16 protein-coding genes are annotated in these 25,775 nt (G+C 43.7%); 8 read left to right on the top strand and 8 right to left on the bottom strand.

Going from position 1 to position 25,775, the window contains the following annotated elements; genetic code table 11:
* The first annotated feature begins 110 nt into the window (after nt 1–110).
* From KNL20_RS12610 to KNL20_RS12600, 3 genes are read left to right on the top strand one after another with little or no spacing between them, the layout of a single operon-like run.
* Nucleotides 111–6,629 (top strand): DUF5695 domain-containing protein, encoded by a 6,519-nt coding sequence (locus tag KNL20_RS12610; RefSeq protein ID WP_230398086.1) that lies wholly within the window; start codon nt 111–113, stop codon nt 6,627–6,629.
* A gap of 26 nt (nt 6,630–6,655) precedes the next feature.
* Complete coding sequence (locus KNL20_RS12605) at nt 6,656–7,402, top strand: LPXTG cell wall anchor domain-containing protein (protein ID WP_230398085.1); 747 nt, start codon at nt 6,656–6,658, stop codon at nt 7,400–7,402.
* Between the two features lie 50 nt (nt 7,403–7,452).
* Nucleotides 7,453–8,475 carry a LacI family DNA-binding transcriptional regulator gene (locus KNL20_RS12600; protein WP_230398084.1) on the top strand — a complete coding sequence of 341 codons (1,023 nt, stop codon included), beginning with the start codon at nt 7,453–7,455 and terminating at the stop codon, nt 8,473–8,475.
* Between the two features lie 64 nt (nt 8,476–8,539).
* Here KNL20_RS12600 and KNL20_RS12595 read toward each other — a convergent pair whose 3' ends face one another.
* Entirely contained in the window at nt 8,540–11,113 is a 2,574-nt protein-coding gene (locus KNL20_RS12595; RefSeq protein ID WP_230398083.1) for a PEP/pyruvate-binding domain-containing protein, read from the bottom strand.
* 225 nt (nt 11,114–11,338) lie between these two features.
* Nucleotides 11,339–12,175 (bottom strand): AraC family transcriptional regulator, encoded by an 837-nt coding sequence (locus tag KNL20_RS12590; protein WP_230398082.1) that lies wholly within the window; start codon nt 12,173–12,175, stop codon nt 11,339–11,341.
* A 322-nt stretch (nt 12,176–12,497) separates the two neighbouring features.
* Between KNL20_RS12590 and KNL20_RS12585 the strand changes: the two genes are divergently transcribed.
* The 3 genes from KNL20_RS12585 to KNL20_RS12575 are packed head-to-tail and all read left to right on the top strand — an operon-like array spanning nt 12,498 to nt 15,633.
* Nucleotides 12,498–13,841: an ABC transporter substrate-binding protein gene (locus KNL20_RS12585; protein WP_230398081.1), complete on the top strand. Its 1,344-nt coding sequence runs from the start codon at nt 12,498–12,500 to the stop codon at nt 13,839–13,841.
* A gap of 26 nt (nt 13,842–13,867) precedes the next feature.
* The gene (locus tag KNL20_RS12580; protein WP_230398080.1) at nt 13,868–14,758 is read left to right on the top strand and encodes a carbohydrate ABC transporter permease; all 891 of its coding nucleotides are present in this window, start codon (nt 13,868–13,870) and stop codon (nt 14,756–14,758) included.
* Between the two features lie 26 nt (nt 14,759–14,784).
* On the top strand, nt 14,785–15,633 hold the full coding sequence (locus tag KNL20_RS12575) for a carbohydrate ABC transporter permease (RefSeq protein ID WP_230398079.1): 849 nt from the start codon (nt 14,785–14,787) through the stop codon (nt 15,631–15,633).
* Between the two features lie 129 nt (nt 15,634–15,762).
* Here the strand turns inward: KNL20_RS12575 and KNL20_RS12570 are convergent, their stop codons facing one another.
* The 4 genes from KNL20_RS12570 to KNL20_RS16010 all read right to left on the bottom strand — a co-directional run bounded on the left by KNL20_RS12570 (nt 15,763) and on the right by KNL20_RS16010 (nt 19,629).
* Nucleotides 15,763–16,248 (bottom strand): TspO/MBR family protein, encoded by a 486-nt coding sequence (locus KNL20_RS12570; RefSeq protein ID WP_230398078.1) that lies wholly within the window; start codon nt 16,246–16,248, stop codon nt 15,763–15,765.
* Between the two features lie 77 nt (nt 16,249–16,325).
* A complete protein-coding gene (locus KNL20_RS12565) occupies nt 16,326–16,715 on the bottom strand; it encodes a (deoxy)nucleoside triphosphate pyrophosphohydrolase (protein ID WP_230398077.1) in 390 nt (129 codons plus the stop codon).
* Nucleotides 16,716–16,732: 17 nt separating this feature from the next.
* On the bottom strand, nt 16,733–17,719 hold the full coding sequence (locus KNL20_RS16015) for a DUF3427 domain-containing protein (RefSeq protein WP_329957469.1): 987 nt from the start codon (nt 17,717–17,719) through the stop codon (nt 16,733–16,735).
* Between the two features lie 80 nt (nt 17,720–17,799).
* Nucleotides 17,800–19,629 (bottom strand): DEAD/DEAH box helicase family protein, encoded by a 1,830-nt coding sequence (locus KNL20_RS16010; protein ID WP_329957468.1) that lies wholly within the window; start codon nt 19,627–19,629, stop codon nt 17,800–17,802.
* 186 nt (nt 19,630–19,815) lie between these two features.
* On the opposite strand from KNL20_RS16010, the gene KNL20_RS12555 reads away from it, so the two are divergent.
* Both KNL20_RS12555 and KNL20_RS12550 read left to right on the top strand, forming a co-directional pair.
* Nucleotides 19,816–21,546: an ABC transporter ATP-binding protein gene (locus KNL20_RS12555; protein WP_230398076.1), complete on the top strand. Its 1,731-nt coding sequence runs from the start codon at nt 19,816–19,818 to the stop codon at nt 21,544–21,546.
* Complete coding sequence (locus KNL20_RS12550; protein WP_230398075.1) at nt 21,543–23,294, top strand: ABC transporter ATP-binding protein; 1,752 nt, start codon at nt 21,543–21,545, stop codon at nt 23,292–23,294. Before KNL20_RS12555 ends, KNL20_RS12550 begins: the two co-directional genes overlap by 4 nt.
* 107 nt (nt 23,295–23,401) lie before the next feature.
* On the opposite strand, the gene KNL20_RS12545 is transcribed toward KNL20_RS12550, so the two are convergent.
* Together KNL20_RS12545 and KNL20_RS12540 are read right to left on the bottom strand one after the other, a co-directional pair.
* A complete protein-coding gene (locus KNL20_RS12545; protein ID WP_230398074.1) occupies nt 23,402–24,538 on the bottom strand; it encodes an ROK family protein in 1,137 nt (378 codons plus the stop codon).
* 168 nt (nt 24,539–24,706) lie between these two features.
* A complete protein-coding gene (locus KNL20_RS12540) occupies nt 24,707–25,738 on the bottom strand; it encodes a substrate-binding domain-containing protein (protein WP_230398073.1) in 1,032 nt (343 codons plus the stop codon).
* Nucleotides 25,739–25,775: the final 37 nt, after the last annotated feature.

The following is a 25,775-nucleotide window of genomic DNA, read 5'->3' as shown; positions in this document are numbered from 1 at the left end:
CTAATGAATAAGTTGGCGGAACGGTTTTTTGTTATAATTATATTAAACGTTTTACAAAACTTTTGATACGAATTTATTATTTTGCAAAGTCAAAGAGAAAGGGAAATAATATGCAGAAAGTCAGACATTCATACAAGCAGAGAGCCATATCACTTGGCATGTCTACATTGCTGACGCTTTCTATGCTGGGGGGATCCCTTCCCAATGCGATATCGGCAAAAGCTGAGACAAATGAAAAAGCGAATGTGCCCGGGCTGATTTCTAATGACAGCCTCAGCGTACAGATTGGTGATCTTGGCCAGATTTCACTTATGAACATCAAGAATAACCGAACCAACAATCACGGAAAGCAGGTGAACTTTGTCCTGCCGAACGATACCAGTCCACAGAACGGAGTACAGCACCAGTGGATGGGGGAGATGCTTTTCTCCTACCGTACCAGCAAGGACGGAAAATTCCCGGAGGACAGAAGCGGCTTCGTCGAGGTGGATACGAACAAAACACTTGCGGCCGGCGGTTCCACAACCTATTCTGACGCCACACAGAAACTGGAATCCAATCCCTACATAAAGAAAAAAGTGGTGGATGATAAAAAAGTAGAGATTAATTATATCGGACAGGATGAAGATTCCACTGCCTCACGTACGATGAAAGGCTTTGACGTGAAATCCGTCTATGATATGGAGACGGACGATGGTTCGCTTCTCTGGGAAATTACGCTTACCAACAAGAGTTCCAACTACATCGAGTTCGGGGATGTGGGTTTGCCTATGCCCTGGAACAATAAATATACATCGCAGGACAGCGTCTACAGTGAACGTGTGACAGCACATACATTCGCTGGTGCCGACAGTGGTTATGCATACGCGATACGTTGCAGCGGTGAAGGAAATTATATTATGTTCACACCGGTTCCTGAGAGCGGTGCCCGGATTGAATATATTGACAACTGGGTTGGGAATAACAACCAGGTGAGCGGTGAACGCGCCGGAAATCTGTTTACCAACTGGACAAGTGACAGCGGCGGCTGGCAGCCGGGATTAAATGTCTATTATATTCACTCCAAGGATATTCAGAAGACCGGCCGTGGCTACTATACAGATGCTACAAGCCTGGTGCTTGCACCTGAGCAGAGTAAGACGTATCAGTTTAAGTTCTCAGCTGTCCGTGCGGGTGACAATACCCCTCAGGAAAGCGCCGCCAGTGCAAACAATGCTTCGAATTCCATGGAGGAGCGTGAATCTAACATGCGTTCCGTTCTCTACAACTCCGGGATGATCGATGCGGTTGCGGTACCCGGATTCCAGACTGCAATTAACATGCCGGTCAAGCTGGATCTGCACTATGATAATAATAAAATTCAGGTTCAGGATGTTGATATACAGTGTGTACATGAGAATGATCCTTTTGATGCGAACCATATTCCGGAGAAGAAGAATGGAATGGTCAATAATTCCCGCGGCGGACGGGGAACTCATGACGGGAATCCGGATTATAAGGAGTCCTGCAAATTCGTGGAGGAAAAGCTTGTGAATGGTGAGTGGCACCATATCTACGACCTTACCTTCGGCTGCCTCGGAAATAACAGCATACGTGTCAATTATAAGCTCAAGGTGGGTGACCAGTGGGTCGATAAGTTCACACAGTTTGAGTTCAATGTTCTGGCTGAGCTAGACGAGTCCATCGAGACGCACTCCGACTTTATGGTCAATAACCAGCAGGACAACAACCCCGACAGTCCTACCTACGGTATCTACAATGACTGGTATTTTGCAAGCGGCGTTGATCAAAATGCGAAGAACCATTGGGGTGATGACTGGAGCCATGACAACATTAACTTTATGACCATGAAGAATTATCTGGATCCGGACCCTGAAGAGATTGAATCCATTGAACGTTATCTGATTGACTTTATGTGGGAAAACTATATGAAGTACACGCAGGAAAACTACACAGTTGCGAACTATCTGTCGGGATCCGGTATCTACGGAAGCAGCCAGGCACCGTACAACCGTACGTTTTCCGAGGTAATGGAAGCAACCGGATTCTTCAATATGTATCGGATACAGAAAGCATATCCGGATCTTATCGATTATCGTGAAAGTCCGCGGTATTACCTGGATAAGGCGTATAATATTTACTACAATCGTGTAGGCACAGATGCCATCGGATTCTATGGAGAGCAGCAGGTTCCGGATATTATTGAAGCCCTCCGCGCGGAAGGTATGACGGATGAAGCCGGCAAACTGCAGAAAAAATTTGCCTACGACAAGGGTAGTAATATGACAAGAGCAACTTACCCTTACGGATCAGAGTTTGTATATGATAATACCGGAGAGGAAGGGGCATATGCTGCAGCCAAGGCGCTCCGTACTTATTATCCAAATGACAGCAATGCGGCAAATGCACTTGGCAAGATGGAGATGGCAGAATGGAAAACCCGTGCAATGCGGGGGCTGCAGCCAACCTGGTACCAGTACGCGGATCCTGTATTTATAGGTGGTGAGAACTGGTGGAACTTCCAGTATACTGCGTCTTTGGCAGGATCCATTATGGATGACTGGCTGCGTTATCAGGATAATGGCTGGGATACAGATTCCAGCGCATGGGCGCAACGGGTAAACTATGCTGCGAAATTATCCAACTTCAATGCAATCAATATGGGACAGATCAGCGAAAAATACATCGGTAATGTAAGTTGGAGATACACCATGTACAAGGGCGGACATGGCGCAATGAATGTCAATGACGGCGGTACCCGTGTGATGAATAATGGGTGGAATGATTTTTCCGGTGAGAGCGACGAGGGACTTTATGGTTCGTTGCTGTCCATCAGCTCTGACGTAGTGACAGACCCGGTTTTTGGGGTGGTAGGATATGGAAGTACGGCCTCGAAAGAAGGAGACCGCTATACAATTGTTCCGAAGGACGGAATTGGTAAGCGTATCAACGTGCTTGATGACAAGGTTTACCTGACACTGGAGCAGGATTCCTGTACGGAGGCAGTTATAGATGCGTCGGGTACGTATTTTGATCTGACTTTGAAATGCCTGACAGATACATCACATCTGTCCAGGATTTCCTTAAGTGGTTCAGGTGTGAAGGATGGTTTCTATAGCATTAAACTGAACGGAGAGGCAGCAGGACAGTGTTATATAAAGAATAATAAGGGTACGGCAAATGTTATGATTGCCGGAACTACAGCACAGGTTACCATCGAGAAGATGGACGGTGGCGAGAATGAGGCTCCGGCTGTTAAAATCCTGACGGCAGACGAGAAACTTCAGGCACTGGTTCCCTTTGATGTTAAGAGCAGTGCTTACGATGATGGTGCCTGGGATGGAAGCCTGACCTATACGTGGGCTGCCACGAAGATACCAGAAGGTGCAGCTATGACCTTTGCAGAGCCCAATATGCCGAATACCCAGGCTGTTGGATCCAAAGAGGGTGAATATGTAATTGCATTGACTGTAAGTGATGGAACATTAAAGACAACGGCAGAAAAGACGGTTACCCTGGAAGCTGCTCCCGACAGAGCCGCTCCGACGATTGGCGAAGTAACGGCTGTGCAGGATCCGGTGAACCTGAGTGTTGCATCCCTGAACGGAGAAGCGAAGAGTGATCCATTGTATCATGGTGAATTAAAATATAAGTGGAGCGTCTTAGAGCAGCCGGAAGGCGGCAATGCTGTGATTGGAAATGCAGATCAGGCAAGTGCAGTGCTGAAGGCATCCAAGCCGGGAACATATGTGGTGCGTTTTACAGCAATTGATGCGGATGTATCTGCTTACAAGGATATCACGTTAAAGATGACCGGTGAAGTGAACGGTGTGGAACGTGGAGTCAGCGTTATGACAAAGGAAGGAACTGCTCCGGAACTTCCTGCAGAAGTAGAGGTAATCCTCCCGGATGGAAGCGTTATAGATGCGGAGGTGGAATGGGCGGCAGTCAATCCGGAAAAATACGAGAAAAAAGGATCCTTTACAGCAGAAGGAACTGTGAAAGGCAGTGAGCAGAAGGTTGCTGTGACTGTGTACGTTGTATCTGGTAATAAACAGAATCTTGCAACAGTCGCAAATGCAGCCGCAATCATAAACTCTGTGCAGGATCTGGGCGGTGTGGCATCATTGAATAACGGTGTTGATCCGAGTTCTTCCGGAGATACAAGCAACGGAGCATGGCATAACTGGCTTGGTGACCAGGGCGGACCAGCCTGGGTGCAGTATACCTGGGAAGGAACTATCATCGCTGACTCCATGGATGTGTACGTCTTCCGTGATGGAGGCGGAAACTTTCAGCCAAAAGATATGCAGGTGAAACTGCGGGATGAGAACGGTAACTGGTATACGCCGAGAAACGTGTCCGGACTTGAGAACAAACTTAATAAGTACAACACCACAACCTTTGAAGCTGCACGAATTACCGGAATCCGGATTGACATGAAGCCCGTGGGGCTGGGATGCGGAATCCTGGAGTGGAAGGTCTACGGATACGGAGAAGGGCTCACGGACAAAACGGAACTGAAGAAGGTATATAACCAGGTGAATTCACTGAAGGCATCACAGCTTGTCGATGGTCTGAATCCGGTGAAGGATGCGAATGCAGCGGCGGATATAGTGCTTAAAAACAATAAGGCTACCCAGGAAGAGGTGGACAAAGCACTCTCTGATCTGCTGATGGCCATGAAGAACCTGAAGCCGAAGAGCGGAAATCTCGCTTACGTGGCAGGGCTCACAGCCAGCTTCACATCGGGCTGGGAATCCCTTCCTGCGGTCAGAGATGGTGTGAAGCTCAGCGGAGGACACTGGGGGACGTGGGGCAATGCAAGCGGTTCTGAATGGCTGGAGTACTCTTGGCCGGCAGGTGTGTCTGTTGTGGCTTCCGATCTGTATATCTGGAACGATGGCGGCGGAATCCAAACACCGAAGAGCTATGCCTTTACGTATCTGCCTATGGACAGTGACGAATGGGTTCCTTTAAAAACAGTTAACAAAGATATTAAAGCCAATGCCATGAACCATATAAAATTCGAGAATCCGGTTGAGGCACGGGCACTGCGCTGTACACTGGAAAAACCTGCTTATGGCAGTGATGGAATCGGTGTTTGGGAGTGGGAAGTCTACACGACTGTGGATAAAAGCGGTCTGGAAGCAGTACTTGGACAGGCAGAACAGCTCAAAGAGAAGGAAAGCTATTATACGGCGGATACCTGGGCAGCCTTTTTAGGTGCTTTGAATACGGCAGCAGCTGTCAGCGGGGACCAGGAGGCATATCAGGATACTGTAGATGGAGCATTGAAAGATCTGCAGGAGAAAATCGCAGCCCTTGTTGAAGTTCCGAAGGTAACAGAGATCACAATCAAGACGCAGCCCGGCAAGCTCGCCTATCTGCCCGGCGAGGAACTGGATCTGACAGGAATGGTTCTGGAGGCTGCTTACGAGGATGGCAATACAAAATTGATCAGTGATTTGGGATTGATTCAGGCAGATGGATTTGACAGTGCCTTGGTGGGAAGTCAGTCCATTACAATCTCCTACACTGAGAATGGTGCAACTGTAACAGCTGTTCTGGATGTTAACGTAATGATTCCTGTGGATATGACAGCGCTCAATTTGGCGATTACCATGGGCGAAGAGATGGAGAGAGAGCAGGAAGCGAACAATCCGTATACCCCTGAGAGCTTTTTGGCGCTGCAGGCGGCTCTCGATGAGGCCAGGGCAGTTGCTGCGGATGAACATGTGACGCAGTCAGAAGTGGATACAGCATTCCGTAGTCTGATTACAGCATATGCAAATCTGGAGTATGGAACAGCTAACTATGGATTGAAAGCAGCAATCAGTGGAACAAAAGCCATTCTGGAGGACCCTGTCACAGACAAGACCTACACCGAGGCAAGCATCCAGGCGGTAAGAGATGCGCTTGCTTATGCCGAGGCAGTTGCAGGGAATGTAAATGCGTCTCAGGATGAGATTAATGCGGCCACAAGAGACTTGATTACAGCGGTGAACAGTATGTTGGAGAAAGAGGATTCCAGGCTGAAAAAACTGATTCAGACAGTGGAGCAGATTCTGGAAAATGAAGAAAAATACACAGGCAGCAGTATCACAAACCTGAAAGAAGCCCTCGATGCGGCAAAGGCAGTGGAGGCTAATCCGAATGCAACAGACAGTGAGGCGGATGAAGCATATAAGCATCTGCTGACGGCACTGAGCGGACTGAAGCTGAAAGGAAACAAGACGGAACTTCAGAACATGGTAAACAAAGCAGCCGAGATTCTTGCTGACAGAGAAAAGTATGTGGAAGCCAGTCTGGAAGGTCTGGATGCAGCCAATACGAAAGCTGTGGAGGTGCTAGATGATGAAAATGCAGTGCAAAGCGAGATTAATGAGGCACTTAAGGGGTTGGTCAGGGAATTATTGGAAGCTCGTCTTCTCGGAGATGTAAATGGAGATGGCAAGGTGGATACTGCAGATTCGGCTCTCCTGCTGAAATATACGGCAGAGCTTACAGACCTCTCCAAGGAGAACCTGGATGCGGCCGATGTTAATAGGGATCAGAAGCAGGATACCAAGGATGTCACTCAAATTTTGAAACTGTCGGCAGAGATGATCGATTCTTTTCGTAATTAGTAGTCAGGGAAGGCAGGATAATCCACATGAAACATATTTTCATTAAAGCGGCAGCGGTTCTGACCTGTGCATTTTTGCTGGGTCACAGTATGCCCGTATATGCAGCAGATGTTCCTTTGATTGAACTCAAGTCAGGAGAAATCAATGAAGAAGATTCCCAGGCAACGATTTCCTGTGCTATAGCAAGGGCTTCCGGGGTGACCAGCGGAAAAATAAGAATTAAGTATGAAGGCGAAAAGATGAAACTGGAATCCGCAAATGCAGGAGAGGGGCTGTCAGGAGCCATGTGCGAAATCAACGACTGCCTGAGCGGAAATAAGAAAGAGGGAGAGATTGTTGTGGCATTTGCCGCAGCATCTCCCCTGAAAGATAATGGGAGCCTGGTTGATATGACATTTCGGCTGGGAAGTGAAGTAAAGGCGCAGACAGTACTGGAGGTTACAGCGAGTGTGGAAGAGCTGGCTGCAGATGGTCAGGATGTGACACCCGAGGTTAAGCAGTTATCTGTAGAGGTAGGCAAGGCTGATCAAGGTCAGGCAACACCGACTCCCGGAACTAATGACGGAGACAAAAGTGACGGCGGCGATAAAGATAATGGAGGCAGCGGAAAAAACGCAGGTGGCACTCAAAAAGACCGGCATGGAAATACCTCCAAAACAGGCGGTACAAAAACAGGGGATAAAACGAATGTGGCGGTACCTGCAGCAGCCGCGGGGATTGCACTGATTGCTGTGACAGGTCTCCTGGTATGGAGAAAAAGACGGTGCAGATAAACATGAATACGTAAGGAACTGCCCAGATATAAAAAGAAAGGGGACGCAATTTGACAACAATCAAAGATATAGCACAAAAGTGTAATGTGTCCATAGCGACAGTTTCGAACGTTATTAATGACAGGGGAAAAGTCTCAAAAGAGACAAAGGATCTGATATGGAAGACTGCCAGAGAGATGAATTATGTGCCCAATTTTATGGCCAGGAATCTGAAACAGAGGCAGACAAAGAATATTGGCATTATCGCAGAGGATCTGACAATATTCCATACACCTGCTGTAGTGGATGGAATAAATTCTTATCTGGACGAAAAAGGATATACATTTCTGCTGGGAAATCTGAGAATGTTTCAGAAACACGGTGATGAATTTTACATTTTTCCCGAGTATGAGGGGAAGGTACTGGAAGAATTGAATATCATGGCGTCAAAACAAGTCTCCGGCATTATCTATATTGAGGGGCATTGCCATACGATCACCTGTATACCCGAAAATTTTTCTATCCCCATTGTGGCAGCCTATGGATTTATAGAAAAAGAGGGAGTTCCTTCCGTGTTGTATAATGATGAACAGGGGGCCTGGATGGCAACATCGGCCCTTCTGAAAAAGGGTTGTAAAGAAATTGGAATGATTACCGGAATGACGGATAGTTACCATACCAGGATGCGTATGCAGGGATATCACAAAGCCTTGTATGAGCAGAAAATTCCATTCAATCCTCAGTGGGTGGCGGAGGGTGACTGGACGAAAGAGTCCGGATACCGGGGAGCTGAAAAGCTGATGAGACAGGGTATACGGGCTATCTTTTCCATGAATGACCTGATGGCCGGAGGCGTCTATGATTACATGAGAGAAAACGGGTATCAGATTGGAAAGGATGTTCTGCTGGTGGGATTTGATGACCGCGAGATCTGCAAGGCATATTATCCGGCATTGTCCTCTGTGCATCTTCCACTGTTTGAACTCGGAAGATATGCTGCGAAATTGCTTTTAGACCTCCTGGAGGAAGATAAACCCAGTGAAGAGAAGAATCATTATATTAACTGTTCCCTGAAATACAGGGAGTCATTATGAGGTGAGGTAAGTATTGGAAAAGTAGAAGCACGCCCCTATATTCAGGACGTGCTTCTTTCTTACTTTACTGATGAATAGTACCGCATAACACAGTCTGCCCTTGAAAATCAGCATAAAGTGACAATAAATCCGTCTCGTATACGCTGATAATATCCTCAAGCTCTTCGAATTCCGGACAAATCTCAGAGAAAATACTGTCCTTTCCATCCCAAAATTCCTTGTTAAATACTACTGTGTTTTCATTTTCAAAAATAGCAGTGTAAAAGATGTCAGCTTCCACCAGATCCTGAAACATATGGCTGCCATAGGAGAGTTCCGGCATATATCCCGTCCGGCCATCCGAATATTCACAAATAACATGAAAATTTGATATATTCGAAAAGCTTACCGGAATTCCAAGATCCGGTGAGGAGGTGCCAATCCGGCCCGGAACAGCAAGTAAGATCCGCTTTCCGCTTCCTTTATAATAAGAATTAATCTGATCAATCGCAAGCACGATCAAGCTTTTGCGGGCATATGGGAATTTATAATATTGACCGGAATCAATCCAGACCACAAGATCAATCATCTGTTCGGCGGTATTTCCCATAAAAGATTTTTTGACTTTGAAGAGAGTGTCTTCCCTTTTCAGGTCCGGCAGAGAAATCGACCCGGTCGACTTCCAGACCGTTAATGGGCGGCATTGCAGGAGGTTTACCACAAAATTTCCGCCCTTATTAAAGTTTACGGTATATTCAATATCTACCGGTACCCCATATTGTTCCTCCAAAGTTTTTAAGATGTCCTGCATCATGGTAATATAGGCCTGATTTTTGATAACGCCTTCGCAGGAGATAAAGAGTACCTGCCGTGCCTGTCCGCGTTCGCGAAAGTATCTTTCGGCCTCCCAGTCATGCTCAGCAATAATCTTTTTATACCATGCCGGGAGCTTCGATAGAAGCGAATAGGCATCGATACTTTCCAGCTTGTTTTTGGCAAACGTAATGACATCCATGTTTCTTTGTGAAAACTGATGTTTCTGATCCACACTCGTCAAGGGAGTCCGATCCGGTTTGTCCAGATTCACAAGACGGGGGTAGTCACCATCGGTTCGATCCACTGCTCTGGTTCCCATACCTGCCACCAGACGCAGCATCCCTGCACCAGGATCCAAATCGTTGCTCCAACGGTAAAGGCTATAAGAGAAGCCGGTGCCGGCTGCGCAGGGCATAAAATATTCACCGAACCGAGTGCCGGAGACACGCTGAACCAGGATTGCCATCTGCTCTTCACTTTGGCTTAAATTTCTGTTCCTTCGATATTCAAGAGCAGAACGGTCCATGGTGCTTGCATAAACGCTTCTGACGGCTCTTTCAAAGTTTTTCAGGTTTTCCGCCGGAGATCCTGCATTTGCACAGAAAACAGATTCATATTTTCCGGCAAATGCACTGCCGAAGCTGTCTTCTAAGAAGCTGCTGGAACGGACAATGATGGGACTTTGCCCGAAGTATCCGAGCATGCGCCGAAACTGTTCCCGTATAGATTCAGGAAAACTGCCGTGCAGCATAGACTCTTGCAGCTTTTCACCCGCCGTAAAGTAAGTATCTTCATTTCTCTGCTTGATACGCAGCCTCCAATACCCGTTATTTACTATATAAGAGTAAAATACATCCGTGCCGATAAAGAAGGAGTCATGGGGTTCCATGTGGGATTTATATTCCGGAAGATGAAGCTCCAGAAGCTTTCTTGCAATCAACATACCACATGATTTACCGCCAATCGTACCGGTACCGATCATGCGGTCTTTGATGAAAAAATAATCCTCGGGTTCCAGATTTTTCAGAATCAAGGCTGAAATCCTGGGATCACGTGTCATCATACTGAAGACAATCTTTTTCATAACCTTTTCATGCAGTTCACCGCTGTTTAAATAACTGTCCATAGCTTCCTGAAAAAAGCGCTCATAACTGTCCAGGTCCTGCTTCCCCTGGAAGGTACTCTGTGCGTGCAAGAGAGAATAGAAGGCACTCATATCTACCCCGTCCGTCAGAACGAAGAAGGTACCGTCTTTTTCCATGCGGTGAGGAAGAAACATTTCGGGAGAATAACGGTTCCAGACTTTAATCGGATGCAGATAGCGTACATTTTCATCGGAATACACGTCCAGAAGAAGCTGGGTTGTTTCCCGGATTCTGGCGAGGGCTGCAAAACTGTGATGCGACCGAAGTACTGGAAAATGTGCAATTGTATTCAGCTCGAACAGATAGGGACAGGTCACACAAAAGAAATTTCCCATCATCAGGTCGGTGGACCACGCTACTTGAAGATCAGAGAGCGAATCGAAGAAATAGATGGTTCCCTTCCCTTCTTTGGTAATGATGTTATGGACGTAAATCGTGAAATTCTCAAAACCGACAGAGGCATCTAGCTCATAGACCTTAATACCGGATAAATCTTTCAAAACAGGAGGGTGCGCGGCAAAGCGGATATAGATTACGTTACGGCCGTCTTCCACAGCCTGCCGGGCAAAAGGCTCTGTGAACAACAGGTAGTCCTCCAGAGAGGAAACCTGCCAGACAACATTATCACCCAGCCGAATGTAATGCAGCATATCATCAAGGCCCGGCATACCGGAATCCACTTTTTCAAAAGCTCCCATATGGACATCTCCCTTCATTTTTAGTGGGACAAAGAGTTCTATATTTTATTATATTATATTTTGGCAAGATGGTAAATGAAAATATCATGATGTAGCATTCGAAATCCGCCCTATTCGGGCTACTTTCTCATGTTTTGCGGGTCCCAAATTCATGCTTTTTCATGCTCGCATGAAACGCATGACCTTTTGACCCTGGTAGCATATTATGTATTTCATCATTTCAGCTTATAAATTATTCCTGACTCTCCACTGACTTGGTGGAAGTCCGTATTTTTTCTTAAAGGCTCTTAAAAAGTTCAGCTCATTCTGATAGCCTACCTGAAAAGCGATTTCGGATATGGAAAGGCTGGTGGAGACCAGTAGTTCCTGCGCTTTGCTTAACCGGTACTGTGTCAGGTAGTCCTGTAAAGTTGTATGGAACTGCTTTTGGAACAGGCGTGTCAGATGATTCCTGCTGATATTACAGAAACCGGAAATCTCATCCAGGGATTTGATCCCCTGATAATGAAATTGAATATAACGTACCGCTTCTGAAATATAAAAGTTTTTCAGCGGCGAATCCGTGGCGGGAATTTCCTGAATCATGGCGTTTTCAGCAAGTGCTTCAAAAAACAAATGAAAGTGTCCTAATACATACGATTTACGGTGATGGGGAGCGTCTAATATTGCAATTAGATGCTCCTTCACCTTTTGTGTGGTCTGCACGTCATAATTTTTCGGACGATAGACTGGGGTGTCCTTGGAGATTCCGCAGGAGCGCAGATACTGAGGAATCAGGAGTCCCTTAAATACGACCCAGATATAGTGCCATGGATTCTTTTCATCCGCATAATACATGTGTTTGCAGTTGGGCTCGACGAGAAAGCCTTCACCTGCCTTAACTTCCTTTGGACTAAATCTGCCAAACTTGGAGAAATAGCCCTTTCCTGATACAACGTAGTGAAAGATATATTCATTCCGGATAAAGGGACCGAACGAGTAAAGAGGCGTACATTTCTGGCTTCCGATTTCTATTAATATCAGATCCTGGCATTCGTTAAAATTAAATATATAATTACTCATAATGATAGATTCGTTCCTTTCTGATTCGTGTAAGCAATTTCATTATTTGTGACGTTTATACAGACAAAACACAACAATTAACACGGCTTGGAACTAATAGAGTAATAAAATATATAAAAAACAGCTTGATTATAAGATGCTATTATACACAGGTCACAATAAAACGCCAATTATCAAATTCGTGCAGAAACTTCATAATAAAGCCTTTTCATCATTAATTGTATGTAGATGCCTGTTTAATGATATTTTGTGTAAAAAGTATAGATGCTATAATTGCTTTACGGCTTGGTTATATAATTTACATAAAAAAGGAGGAAGCAAATTGAAAGGAAAAAAAGCGCGTATCGCATTAGGGATGGCAATTTGTTTATCTGCTTCTGCATTGGCAGGCTGCGGAGCGAAGGAAGGCAATACAGAGGGAGGCAGCACACCGGAAAGCAGCTCCGCTGTGTCCGGATCGGGAACAGCTTCTGAGGGTAAACCGGTGAAACTCACGATGCTGGGGTGGGAGATTTACCAGCAGGCAGGGATGGAGGCTCTGGCGGAGGCATATCATGAGGAACATCCGAACGTTACCATAGAGGTTCAGATATCCACATGGAGTGAGTACTGGACCAAGCTGGAGGCTATGGCAAACAGTGGGTCGCTTCCGGATATCTTCTGGATGCATACCAACGAATTCAGCAAGTACGCTGATGCCGGAATGCTTGCGGAATTAACAGATTTGTATGATGAGGAGGACAAGGACTATTTTAAGAATAATTTCCCGGATAATCTAGTAGGAAATTTTACATATGATGATAAAATTTATGGCATTCCCAAGGATGTTGACACTGTGGCACTTGTATATAACAAGGATATCTTTGATGAAGCGGGTGTTGCATATCCGGATGATACATGGACCTGGGATACACTGGTTGAGGTGTCGGAAACTATAAAAGAGAAGACCGGCAAATATGGTATGCTGGCAGATGATACCGAGCAGGAGGGCTGGCTGAACACCATATATCAGGCAGGAGGATTCTATATCAGTGAAGATAAGACGAAGGCTGGTTTTGAAGATGAAGGAACAAAGAAAGGATTGAAAGAATATATTGGGTGGCAGACGGAGCATGATTTCTCTCCAAACCAGAAGGAATTTTCCGATTTGGGCAGAGTGGAACGCTTTGTAGCCGGTGAAGGCGCCATGATGAATTTGGGAAGCTGGGGAATTAATAATCTGTATATTAACTATCCGGATTTAAATTGGGATGTGGCTGTCCTGCCTAAATGCCCGGATCCTGTAAAAGGTGATGGAAGAGCCAGTATATCCAACGGACTCGCTTATGCGACAGCTGCGGATAACCCGAATCTGGATGTAGTGAAGGATGTTTTGAAGTTCCTGGGAACGAAAGAGGCAGCTGTAATACACGGAGAAAATGGCGCGGCAATTCCTGCTTTTAATAATACGGGTGATTCCTGGGCCAATAACTATGAGGGCAAAAATGTAAAAGCGTACGTGGACCAGCTGGAATACAGCGTACAGTTTCCATATTCAAAATCCAAGTCTGCGTGGTATCCGGAAGTAGAAGCAACACTTCTTGAAGTATACAGCGGAAATTTAGATCTGGATAAAGCCTGTGAACAATGTCAGCAAGTGGTTGATGAGAATCTCGCCGCAGAGTAGACGAAAAAGACAGTGAGGTGGATGAGATGTCAAAAAATTATAAAAAAGAAGCGCTGGCGGGATTTTTCATGGCACTGCCTACGATAATCGGATTAATCATACTGAATTTTTATCCTTTGTGCAGGACGGTATATATGAGCTTCTTCCAATCCGGATCTTTTGGCAAATGGAAGTTTGTAGGTCTGGACAATTATACGAAGATGTTTCAGAGCAGCGGATTCTGGAAGGTCACGGGCAATACGCTCTTGTTTATGGTGTATACAGTGCCTGTTACAGTGATTGGAGGACTTCTGATCGCGGTGCTGCTGGATCAGAAAATCAAGGGTAAGACCGTTTTCCGGGCAATATACTTTCTGCCAATGGTTGTGGCACCGGCAGCAGTGGCGATGGTTTGGAAATGGCTGTTTAATACCGATTTTGGAATTGTCAATCTGACTTTGAAAGCACTTCATCTGCCATCGGGTATTAACTGGATTTCGGATCCGAAAACAGCACTACTGGCATGTGCCCTTGTTACGATATGGAGTAGTGTCGGATATGATGCGATTTTACTTCTTTCGGGACTCCAGGGGATTTCAAGAACTTATTATGAGGCGGCCCGGATTGACGGAGCATCTTCGTTTCAACAGTTTAAGAAAATTACGCTTCCATTAGTTTCACCCACCTTGTTTTTTGTTTTGATCATGCGGATTATGGCCTCGATAAAGGTGTTTGATATCGTTTACATGATGATTGAAAAAACAAATCCGGCCATAAGGAGCTGTGAAACGATTCTGTATAATTTCTATCAGGAAACATTTGTGAAGAATAATAAGGGATACGGAGCTTCGATGGTTGTATGGTGTGTCATTCTTATTTCAATCATCACCCTGATACAGTTTATCGGGCAGAAGAAGTGGGTGACGTATGATGTCTGAAGGTATAAAACGAGGAGGAGCGGGACATGGCACAGAATAAGACAATAGGAAAGAAGAGGGGTAAAGGCAATATCATTGTATATCTGGTTTTGATACTTGGAAGCGTCATCATGATTTTTCCGTTTATCTGGATGATAACAACAAGCTTTAAGACGGTTCCGGAAACAACGTTGATTCCGCCGGCCTTATTTCCAAAGTCTTTCCGGAATACAGCGGCTTATGCACAGGTTACGGCCAGTCTGCCATTTCTGAAATTATATTATAATACTTTAATGATGATTGTGTTACGCGTTATATGTGCGGTGATATTTTCCTCTATGGCGGCTTATGCCTTTGCCAAACTTAAGTTTCCGTTAAAGAATATTTTTTTCTTTATCGTATTGTCCCAACTGATGCTTCCGGCCCAGGTGTTTATCCTTCCCCAATACGAGATTATATCGGCACTGGGAAAGACGGATTCCATCTTCGCACTGGTTTTTCCGGCATTGGTAAGTGCCTTCGGAACATTTTTCCTTAGACAGACCTACATGGGGATTCCTGATGATTTGCTGGAGGCCGCAAGGATTGACGGATGCGGACATTTTAAAACTTTTTTGAGGATTGCATTTCCACTTACAAAGACATCGGTTGCAGCCTTATCGGTGTTCACAGCATTATTTGCCTATTCAGATCTGATGTGGCCGTTGATTGTCAATACAAAGCTGGACAAGCTGACACTGTCCTCCGGACTGTCCACCTTAAGAGGACAGTTTGCTGTAAATTATCCCAATCTTATGGCGGGTTCCGTACTTGCCATGATTCCGATGATTGTAATTTATATCATATTCCAGAAGCAATTTATAGAAGGAATTGCATTGACAGGTACAAAGGCATAAAGACGTATGACTTTTGTGAAAAAATGTATTAAGGAGCAAGGCGAGTACAAGCATTTATCCAGCCCCCCATGCAAATGTTATAGGTGTGGATGAATGCTTGTACTTGATAGACCTGAGGAGTGAACTGGTTCACATCTTATAGTAGACAGCAGTCGCCAAATTCAGATACCCTGCAAAGAAAAGCCATATAAGATAAGGGAGTAGAAGCTTTCCTGCATATGGGTGGATTTTCCTAAACTCTATATGGGTCAAAAATACCAGATACCATAGTAACAGAAGCCAGGTAAAAGCCAGTAAATACAATTCAAACCTAAAAAATAGAATCGGCCATATAGCACTGAGCGCTAATTGTGCTGCATAAAGCTTTAATGCCGCTTTTGCATTGGCGTTTTCAGATACATATATCAAATAGGCGGCTATTCCCATCATGATGTACCATATGAACCACACGACAGGAAATCCCCAGGCAGGGGGTGACAAGGGCGGTTTATATATGGACTCGTACTTTTCCATGAGATTACCTGAGAGCATAGTGGAGACTGATCCTGTAGCCAAACTAAAAATCAGATTGCGAATAAGGGGTTTCCACTGGATATTTTTCATAACGTTCTCCATGTGAATGACTTCCTTATAGAATATTCATAAGCTCATTAAATTTCCACAGAAGTGTAGGCGAAGGAAGCAGTTTTTCTTTATCTACAATATTTTTCCAGTCTCTTAACTACACAAATATCTGCTGGTAACCAAGCCACACTATAAAGATCACTTTTTCCCAACCACCTTGCATCTTCATGCTCCTTCAGCAACACATCTCCTGTTTCAATAGTGCTTAGGTAGCACCGCATCCTTAAGTGGAAATTAGGATAGTCATATTCTACCGTTTCAAGCAATCCTCCTACTGAAACACTAACATCCAATTCTTCCTTTATTTCACGTTTCAAAGCTTCCTCAGGGGTTTCCCCTTTCTCAATTTTTCCGCCCGGGAATTCCCACCCGTCTTTAAATTCCCCATATCCTCTTTGCGTTGCAAAGACTTTTCCTTCTTGTATAATAATCGCCGCTACAACTTCTATCATTTTCATAGTCACATCCTTTGTTTTTAACTTATAATATATTCGAACAAATCCTCTCGTATAGGGGTGCACAGCTTATATTGTATTTCCACAGCTGTTTTACTGGTATTTGGCATTATGAATTCATTGGCTAGTCCCGTAGCGTTCATTTTTCCCAGATAGTAAAATTCCTTTGAAATTTTATCGTCTTTATTCTTACGCACGAACAATTCCAAATCAACACCGAGTTCATTCGCATGAATTGCAACAGAAACGTCTTCCGAGTTAAGACTACGTCCGGATTTTGAAATTGCAATCAAGGTAGACGGATCTAAGAAGCGATCTTCATAGCGAATTGTATCTTGAATATCATTCTCTTTATCATAATTGATAAAAACAGGATAGGTTTTAGTATCTTTATCATACTTATACCCACCAATATTTAAAGCTACCTCCCCTTTTTTCCAATCTAATAAACGACAGACATCTTCATATGTATACTTTTGATAAAGTGTAAAGTTTGTATCCATATAACGTTCAGAGTAGTCCTTATTGTATCTGGAAATACCAAACTCTATAATCTCTTCAACTATTTTATAAAAATCCAGATTGTTTAGCATATCTGAATATGTATCAGAAACGGAATAATCTCCCTCATCTTGCTGAATCAAAACGCAGTCTTGATATGTTCCCCTTGCTGACCCGGCAGTAAATTGATTTGTCATGATATTTTTAATATTCTCAATCGTTTTTTGCTGAAGACTTATCTGGTAATCTTGTTCTAGCCTATCTTTTAAAAGCATAAATAAACCTGACTTGTAAGAAAGCATTCTTTTCAAAAGTAAAAGTTCATGAATTCTTTTCCCCGATGCAAATTTCTTTGAAATGAACTCTACAACCTTTTCTTCCTTTGAGCTCAGTCTGATGGTATAATTTTTTTCATGTTTTACAAGAAACTTGTAGTAGGAACCCAATGATTTATTCTCAATAATTCGCATGATATCCATTTCGCCATATTCATCAATGTCCATCATATGAGGGATTCTTCCTAGTTTATATTTTAACAGCTGATAATTCTCTTTTATTAAATGTATATCATTAAAATTAGCAGAATCTATAGATTGGAAAATACGTTTTTCGTAATTTCATCAAAATGAATGGTTGAACACCCTGGTATCACACGATTCCCCTCGGCCACATATTTTCGTATAGTATCTTTGTTGTAGCTTCTATCCCCCGATAAAGCAATAGGAATCAGGAAATTCTTTTGGTAGTTTCCTATAAAATCTATTACTACCACATACTCTTTGGCCGCTGCCTTACGAAGGCCGCGTCCCAATTGTTGCACAAATATAATTGCTGATTGGGTAGGCCTAAGCATAATAACCTGATTAACCTGTGGTATATCCACACCCTCATTAAAGATGTCTACGGTAAAAATATAATCAAGTCCCTCTTTTTTATCATTTTGTTCCAGCCTCTTAATTGCTTCCTCTCTTTCGTACTGACTATTGGAACCCGAAAGTGAAATTGTCCGATATCCTCTATTATTAAATAATTTCGAAAGCTCCTCTGCCTCCCGATTTGTACTGCAAAAGATTAGCCCCTTTACCCGTTCCCCGCTGTATCCGTAGAATTCAGCCTTTTCTATAATATTATTCACCCTCTCCTCCGAGACAAGAAAACGGAATTCGGTATTGTCATCTATCGTGTCCCCATCCACCATTAATTCTGTAACGCCAAAATAATGAAATGGACAGAGCAAAGCCTCTTTCATCGCTTGCTGCAGCCTTATTTCATAAGCTATATTGTGATCAAACAACTGGAAGATGTCAAACCCATCCATTCTCTCTGGACTGGCAGTCATCCCCAGTAAAAACTGGGGCTTAAAATAGTTTAATACTCGAAGATATGTTTCTGCACCGGCTTTGTGAGTTTCATCAATTACAATATAATCAAAATAATCTGGCATATATCTCTCCATCATATTAAGATTTGACATAGTTTGTATTGTAGCAAATAAATAATCGGCGCCATATTCATGGTGGGTTCCGGTAAGTCGCCCCGTAGAAATATTATTTCCCAATACGTCCTTAAAGCTTTCTATTGCCTGATTTAAAATCTGCTCCCTGTGCACTAAAAACAACATCTTCCTTGGCTTAAAATTTCTAACATCAAAAGCTGATAAATATGTTTTCCCAGTTCCAGTTGCACTAATAAGTAGTGCCTTCTGTTGTTTTTTCCTTCTTAGATTTTCTAAAGATTTTATAGCTTCTCTTTGCATGCTGTTTGGCTGCAAGGTATAGGTACGGATACGTTCAACTCTTTCCTCATTTCTTGCTTTTTTCTTTTCCCGATATATAGGCTCATATACTTCTTTAATCCATGCATCCGTAAGTACTGTTGCCTTTTCCCACATGTTGCCAAACTCATTTTCGGTTTCAACAATTAGTTCGCCCTGCTCTAAGGAAGTAATTCTTAAATTCCATTCTTTGTTTGCTTTAAGAGCACCTTGCGTCATATTTGAACTTCCTACAACAAAAGTACGTGTTTCTCCCTTTGTAAACATATACCCCTTTGTATGAAAATGCTCTCTCGTTAGAACACGTACTTCTATATTCGGAAATCTAAATAGTTCACGTAATGCATCTGGCTCATTAAAGTTTAAGTAGTCTGTAGTGAGGATACGGCCTTTTATATTTGCATTCAATAATTTTTTTAGTGTCTCCTTTAAAACAATAAGACCACTTTTGGTAATGAATGCAACTGAGAACCAAAACGAATCACAGTCCAGTAGTCGTTGTTCAATTTCTACCAAAACCGTACTCCCCTTGTTAACATCATTAAAAAGCAATTTTGGACGTAATGCATCTAAAGATTCCACATGTTTGTCTATTAATCCTGTAGATACTGCATTCTGAATCTCCAATGCCAAATTCATCATAAGTAGAGCCTCCATTAACTTAAGATTCCACAATCATCTTACCACAAACTCCCATACATTTAAAGAATTGGATTATGGGAAACATTTTCTTCACTACCTCTTGACTTTTCTCCCCGTTCTTGTGTTATGATATTATAATTACGCTATTATCACAGAAGCATCTACATAAGACAAGGAGGTACCCAAATGAAATTGATGCTGCATTATTTAAAGCGGTATAAAATCTATATATTTTTAAACATACTGGCCGTCCTGGGCTTTGCGGCTGCGGAGCTTGGAATTCCCACGATTGTGTCGAAATTAATTGACAATGGCATCATCTTAAATGACAAGGCTTACATCTACAAAATGGGGCTGGTCATGCTGGCCGTATCTCTTCTGGGCGGAGTCGGCAATATCGTGATCGCCTACTGCAGTTCCAGGGTCAGTTCGAATATTGTAAGGGATATCCGCAACGATATTTTCAGAAAATCCCAGGATTATTCTCACACGGAATACAATAAATTCGGGGTTTCCAGTATGATTACAAGAACGACGAATGATGCATTTATCCTGATGCAGTTCACCAATATCCTGCTTCGTACCGCACTTTTGACGCCCATTATGATTGTTATAAGTATATTTATGGTAATCCGGACCAGCCTGTCCCTTTCCATGGTAATCGGAGCCTGTATCCCGGTTCTCTGCCTTGGCATCTATCTGGTTGCCAGAACCAGTAAGCCCATCAGTGACAGACAGCAAAAGGGGATGGACCGCCTGAACAGAATTACGAGAGAAAACCTGACAGGTGTCCGGGTCATCCGTGCTTTCTGTAAAGATGCTTATGAAGCCCGGCGTTTTTCCGATGCAAATGAAGAATATGCCAGGAGTTCCAAAAAGCTGTTTAAGCTGATGTCTGTTACCCAGCCCGCATTTTTTCTGCTCCTGAACCTGGGGATTGCGGTGGTATTTATACTTTCCAGCCGCTTGATTGATATGGGGACGCTTCAGGTCGGTCAGCTTGTAGCTTTTCAGGAATACATGTTTCACGCGATGTTCTCCATGATGATGTTTTCCATGGTCTTTATTATGTATCCAAGGGCCGAAATCAGTGCAGTACGAATTCAAGAGCTGCTTGATGAAAAACCGATTATAAAAAATCCCAAAAATCCTGTGGAAGATGGAGACGGCAGCACCACACTTATATTTGATCACGTATCTTTCCAGTATCCGGACGGGGAAGCACCCGTCCTGCATGACATCTCATTTGCAGCCGGTAAAGGAGATACCGTGGCGTTTATCGGAAGTACCGGAAGCGGCAAGAGTACCTTAATCAACTTAATCCCCCGCTTCTACGATATCAGTACCGGAAGCATCCGGGTTGATGGTGTTGATATCCGCAAATACGACCTTAAGGCGCTTCGCAGGAAGATTGGCTTTATTCCGCAGAAAGCGCTGCTCTTCAGCGGGAGTATCAACGAAAATATTCGCTACGGAAAACACAATGCCGCTCAAAATGAGGTCGTGCATTCTGCAAAAATAGCGGAAGCTTACGATTTTATCTCGGAAAAACCACATCAGTTTGATGAAATGATTGAAGAAGGCGGAAGCAATGTCTCCGGCGGCCAGCGTCAACGCTTAAGTATTGCAAGAGCCATCGTTCGTAAACCTGAAATCTATATTTTTGATGATTCATTTTCTGCTCTGGATTTTAAAACCGATGCAAAGCTTCGTCAAAAATTGAAGGTAGAAACAAAGGAAGCGATTACACTGATTGTCGCACAGCGGGTGTCTTCCATCATGGATGCGACCAAAATTATTGTGCTGAACGAAGGTATGGTGGTAGGGACAGGTACACATCGCGAATTATTAGACAGTTGTCCTATCTATCGGGAAATCGCTGAAAGTCAATTATCAAAGGAGGAATTAGAGGCATGAAAAAGAAAACCGGACTGACGCGGCTGATTCCTTATCTGAAGAAGTATAAGTTAAAAATCATCGGCGCAATTTTGCTGATTATCACAGCCGCTGCGATTAACGCCGCCTGCCCTTATTTTGAAGGAATGATTACGACTCAGCTCTTTGCCGATGTCACAGCAGGCCATGGGGTAAATTTTACCCGGATTTTTCAGATTATCGCAGCACTCATCGTCTTTTATATCACAAGTGCTTCCTGTAACTGCTTCTATCAGTTTTTACTGACGGATGCCATTCAGAGTACCATGGTTGATTTAAGAAATGAAGTAGAAGGAAAAATCAGACGCCTGCCAATCTCTTACTTTGACAGCCGTCCGCTCGGGGATATCTTAAGCAGGGTCACCAATGATATGGAAACCGTTTCCAATGCCCTGCAGCAGAGCTTTGCGCAGGTTTTAAATGCTGTTCTGGGGCTTAGCCTTGCAATGTTCATGATGTTCCGTATCCAGTGGAAGATGGCGCTGGTGGCCGTTTTTATCCTTATCGCTTCCGCAGTCATTTCCAAGGTCATCGTTGCCAAATCCCAGCCTCTATTCCGGAAACAGCAGGATGCCCTCGGAAATTTAAATGCAATTGTGCAGGAAAAATACACAGGCTTTAATGAAATTAAGCTTTTCGGAAAACAGCAGGATTCCTTTCAGGAATTTAAGGATGCGAATGAAAGTCTTTGTGAAAATGGGTTTAAGGCCCAGTTTATCAGCGGTCTTATGTCTCCTTTGGTAGCACTTGTCACTTATCTGGGAATCGGATTTGCAGCGATTATGGGTGCACTTTTTGCCCTGTCAGGCATTATAAAAGTAGGCCAGCTTCAATCATTTATCCGATACGTCTGGCAGGTCAACCAGCCCCTTTCCCAGGTCACGCAGCTTTCAGGTGCCATCCAGTCTTCTGTTGCAGCCGTACACAGGATTTTTGAATTTCTGGACGAGGAGGAAGAGACCGAAGACGTAAATTACCAGCCTTTAAAAGAATCCGTAAAGGGTAATGTAGCCTTTGAAAACGTATGCTTTTCCTATACGCCTGAAAAGTCACTGATTCAGGGGTTATCTGCAGATGTAAAAAGTGGGCAGATGGTGGCAATCGTAGGTCCTACGGGAGTCGGAAAGACGACCCTGATTAATCTGCTCATGCGTTTTTACGACGTGACAGACGGCAGCATTAAAATAGACGGCAGGGACATCCGGCACATGAAGCGGGAAGAGCTCCGCTCCCAATTTGGCATGGTGCTGCAGGATACCTGGCTTTACAAGGGTACCATATGGGAAAATATTGCCTACGGAAAAGAAAATGCCACAGAAGAAGAAATTATGAATGCCGCAAAAATTGCAAATGTTCACCATTTCATAAAAACCTTGCCGGAAGGCTACGATATGGTACTAAATGAAGAAGCCAACAATATTTCACAGGGCGAAAAGCAGCTTCTTACCATTGCCCGTGCTGTGCTCTGCAATCCACCCATCTTAATACTGGATGAAGCGACCAGCTCGGTGGATACCCGTCTTGAACAGATGCTTCAGGATGCCATGCAGCGGATCATGAAGGGGCGGACCTCCTTTGTCATAGCACACAGACTTTCAACCATTAAGAATGCAGACTTAATCCTGGTGATGGAGAATGGTAACATCGTAGAACAGGGAACCCATCAGGAGCTCCTTAATCAGAAAGGTTATTATGAGCAGCTGTATCATGCACAGTTTGCCCGCAAATGATTGTTCTTTTACACAGAAACCTGCCACTGGCAGCTTTCCTTGCATACTTTGGTATCTGAAAAGCCTGCGCACCGACTGATTTAAACCAGCCGATGTGCAGGCTTTTTCTATGCACCAAGAAAAGTGTTTTCCAGATACTTCCTTACAAATGGAATAGCGGCACCTACACATAAGGGTATATTAGATGTTTTGCTGGTTCTAATATACCCTTCATCATTGGGAAATGCGCTGAGTTTGTCCACCTTTTGCTGTAGGTTTTCCAAATCCTGTGTGGTCAGATAATTGGAAATCTTTCCGCCGATAATAATATCACTTGTAATAAGCATATGCAGATTATCCACAGCCAGCGCTAAGTGAGAGAGATATTCTTCCCATTTGAGAGCCGCTGCCTTATCACCGGAACGTAACCGTTGAAAAAAGGTATCGATCTCTTCCTCCGGTTCAACAAGTGAAGAAAAAGAGCAGTATGCATTTACGCACCCCTTTTTACCACAGTAGCAGGGTTTGCCTCCCGGGAATAAAGTCATGTGCTCAAACACACCGGACTTGAGTTCGCTTCCCCTGAAAAATCTTCTGTTTATAATTACCGCACCGCTTAAGTTATCTCTGATATTGAAGAAAATAGCATCTTTTAATGCGGTATCCATCCATAATTCTGAATTGGCCAGGCATTCCGCATCGTGATGAAAGACACAGGGATAGGGAATCCGGGTATTAAATTCACTGATATTTAATCCTGTACAACCTAATATTTTACCATACAAAATTGTTTGTCCATCGGAAGAAATCAGAGCCTGCAGTCCGATCCCTACACCCAATATCTTTTCGGGCGGCACATTGAGACTATCGATGAACGTGTTTATGGAAAGCGCCAGCTTATCGTAATAGGCGGATGCGTTTTGATATGAACAGGAGAAGGATTCATACTTTAACATATCGGAGTACAAATTAACGGCTGAAATTTCATAGCGGTCAATTCTGATTTCTACACCGACAGCAATTTTCTGAAACTGATTAAAAGTATAGATCTGCGCTTTTCTTCCTCCGGTAGATGAGGCAAAGCCTTCCTGATGGACAAAATCACCTGCGAGAAGTTCGCGGAGAATTTGCGCTGTTGTCGGGCGGCTTAAGCCTAAATAGCCGGAGATTCTGCCGGGTGTTGCCTTTTTTTGAAAATAGATATATTTTAAAATATTTTTTTTGTTTTGTATTTTTAATGTAGCTGAAGTAAAGTGTTCTGGCATTGTGTAATCTCCGTATGATTCGCTCGTAAAGATGAATGATGATGCTTTGTTATCTATACCTTGTAATATATGCCATGACAGAATCGTTGTCAATTGACAAATGTAAAGAATAATGACAAAAAGGCTACCAGGGTATGCCTCCCTGATAGCCATAGTCTGGATGCTTGTTTATTTTACCATGGTTGCGAAGTCCAAATCTTTATTGGCATATTCGTCAACATTTGACTTATCAATTACGACAGTTCCGGCATCTATGAATTCGTCCAGGGTCTCACCAGCCATTACCTTTATTGCTGCATCGACCGCAGTCTGACCCAAAAGAACGGGATCATTGGAGGCGGTACAGTGATATTTACCGTCTTGTATTTTCAGTACGGATTCCATTAATCCGTCCACGCCGCAGACCAGTACATTTTCTAGCTTTTGTTCCTGGCACACCTGCGCTGCACCCAAAGCCATATCATCGTTGTGGCCAAAGATTGCAACTACATCTTTATTGGCCTGCAGCATATCCTGCGTGGCAGGAATTGCTTTTGAACGATCATAGTCGCAATAAGACGATTGTACAATCTTTAAACCCGGAGCTTTTTCCAGAGCTTCATGAAATCCGTCGCGCCGGTTCATCATGGTGGTAGACCCGGCAGTGCCCTGAATTTCCAGGATGGTTCCGACAGCATCTTCTCCGCCAAGTAATTCAATCAGTTTTTCTCCGACAAGTTTTCCCATTACCTTATTGTCACGGCCTACCCAGGCTGTATTTCCTTTTGTCACGTTCTTATCGACGGTAATGACAGGGATGTTTTTCTTATTGCAGGCTTCAATACCGGCTGTAGCACCGTCTTCGTTTACCGGATTGATAAGCAGGACATCAATTCCTCTGGAAATCAAATCCTGAATATCTTTGTTTTGCTTCGAGGTATCGTTATCAGCGTTTAGCGAAATTACTTCGAGCCCCTTTTCTTTTGCATAATCTTCAATAATCGGAGTCATGTTGGCAAAAAAAGGTGTATCCTGTGAACAGTTTGAAAAACCAATGGTAAAATTCTTACTGTCCTTAGAGCCGGATGATTCTGCTGTTTCGGTACTTTTGGAGGCGCTGCTTTGAGCGGCCCCTGCTGAAGTTTTTTCGGACGAATTGCCGCAGGCGGATATTGAAAGGGCCATAGCAGCGATGAGGATGGTGGTTGTTAACTTTTTCATTTTCATATTCTTCTCCTTTTCTATTATAAAAGATCTT

It is taken from the genome of Novisyntrophococcus fermenticellae, assembly GCF_018866245.1.
GTDB lineage: Bacteria > Bacillota > Clostridia > Lachnospirales > Lachnospiraceae > Novisyntrophococcus > Novisyntrophococcus fermenticellae.
Note: the sequence above shows the minus strand (reverse complement) of the source record. Positions and strands in the feature narration are given on the sequence as shown.

What these genes read in the sequence shown, in the direction of transcription:
- KNL20_RS16010 (WP_329957468.1), bottom strand. Translation starts at nt 19,629, where the DNA reads ATGATGAATTTGGCATTGGAGATTCAGAATGCAGTATCTACAGGATTA.
- KNL20_RS12575 (WP_230398079.1), top strand. Translation starts at nt 14,785, where the DNA reads ATGGCACAGAATAAGACAATAGGAAAGAAGAGGGGTAAAGGCAATATC.
- KNL20_RS12540 (WP_230398073.1), bottom strand. Translation starts at nt 25,738, where the DNA reads ATGAAAAAGTTAACAACCACCATCCTCATCGCTGCTATGGCCCTTTCA.
- KNL20_RS12570 (WP_230398078.1), bottom strand. Translation starts at nt 16,248, where the DNA reads ATGGAGAACGTTATGAAAAATATCCAGTGGAAACCCCTTATTCGCAAT.
- KNL20_RS12590 (WP_230398082.1), bottom strand. Translation starts at nt 12,175, where the DNA reads ATGAGTAATTATATATTTAATTTTAACGAATGCCAGGATCTGATATTA.
- KNL20_RS12555 (WP_230398076.1), top strand. Translation starts at nt 19,816, where the DNA reads ATGAAATTGATGCTGCATTATTTAAAGCGGTATAAAATCTATATATTT.
- KNL20_RS12610 (WP_230398086.1), top strand. Translation starts at nt 111, where the DNA reads ATGCAGAAAGTCAGACATTCATACAAGCAGAGAGCCATATCACTTGGC.
- KNL20_RS16015 (WP_329957469.1), bottom strand. Translation starts at nt 17,719, where the DNA reads ATGATGGACATTGATGAATATGGCGAAATGGATATCATGCGAATTATT.
- KNL20_RS12605 (WP_230398085.1), top strand. Translation starts at nt 6,656, where the DNA reads ATGAAACATATTTTCATTAAAGCGGCAGCGGTTCTGACCTGTGCATTT.
- KNL20_RS12580 (WP_230398080.1), top strand. Translation starts at nt 13,868, where the DNA reads ATGTCAAAAAATTATAAAAAAGAAGCGCTGGCGGGATTTTTCATGGCA.
- KNL20_RS12565 (WP_230398077.1), bottom strand. Translation starts at nt 16,715, where the DNA reads ATGAAAATGATAGAAGTTGTAGCGGCGATTATTATACAAGAAGGAAAA.
- KNL20_RS12550 (WP_230398075.1), top strand. Translation starts at nt 21,543, where the DNA reads ATGAAAAAGAAAACCGGACTGACGCGGCTGATTCCTTATCTGAAGAAG.
- KNL20_RS12595 (WP_230398083.1), bottom strand. Translation starts at nt 11,113, where the DNA reads ATGGGAGCTTTTGAAAAAGTGGATTCCGGTATGCCGGGCCTTGATGAT.
- KNL20_RS12545 (WP_230398074.1), bottom strand. Translation starts at nt 24,538, where the DNA reads ATGCCAGAACACTTTACTTCAGCTACATTAAAAATACAAAACAAAAAA.